This window comes from Oceanospirillum linum, assembly GCF_001995095.2.
Taxonomy (GTDB): Bacteria; Pseudomonadota; Gammaproteobacteria; order Pseudomonadales; family Halomonadaceae; genus Oceanospirillum; species Oceanospirillum linum.
Window position 1 is genome coordinate 1 of the sequence record NZ_MTSD02000259.1, and the last position, 382, is coordinate 382.

Annotated in this window: 1 pseudogene; it reads left to right on the forward strand. The window is 40.6% G+C overall.

From position 1 onward, the window contains the following. A pseudogene (locus BTA35_RS18170) lies at nt 1–382 on the forward strand (hypothetical protein); the annotation flags it as partial.

The window sequence follows — 382 nt, forward strand, 5'->3', positions numbered from 1 at the left end:
AGCGTCACATTGAAGGCGATGACTACCGAATAATGGTGATAGGAGGAAAAGTAAGTGCGGTTATTCGACGCGATCCTGCCTCTATTACTGGGGATGGCATTCAAACTATTTCCCAGCTAATAAAACAACTCAACAAAAACAGAACTACTAATTTAGTAAAATCGGCTTATAAGCGACCGATTATGATTGACGATGTCTTAATTGCTCAACTTGAGCAGCAGGATGTTTCTTTAAACTATGTACCTGCCACTGGAGTTAAAATTAGCTTAAGAAGCAATGCCAATATTTCAACAGGTGGCAGTGGTACTGATGTTAGTACAGGCGTTCATCCTGATTTAATTAAAGCAGCAGAAGCGATAGCAACAACAATGGGGCTTCACAC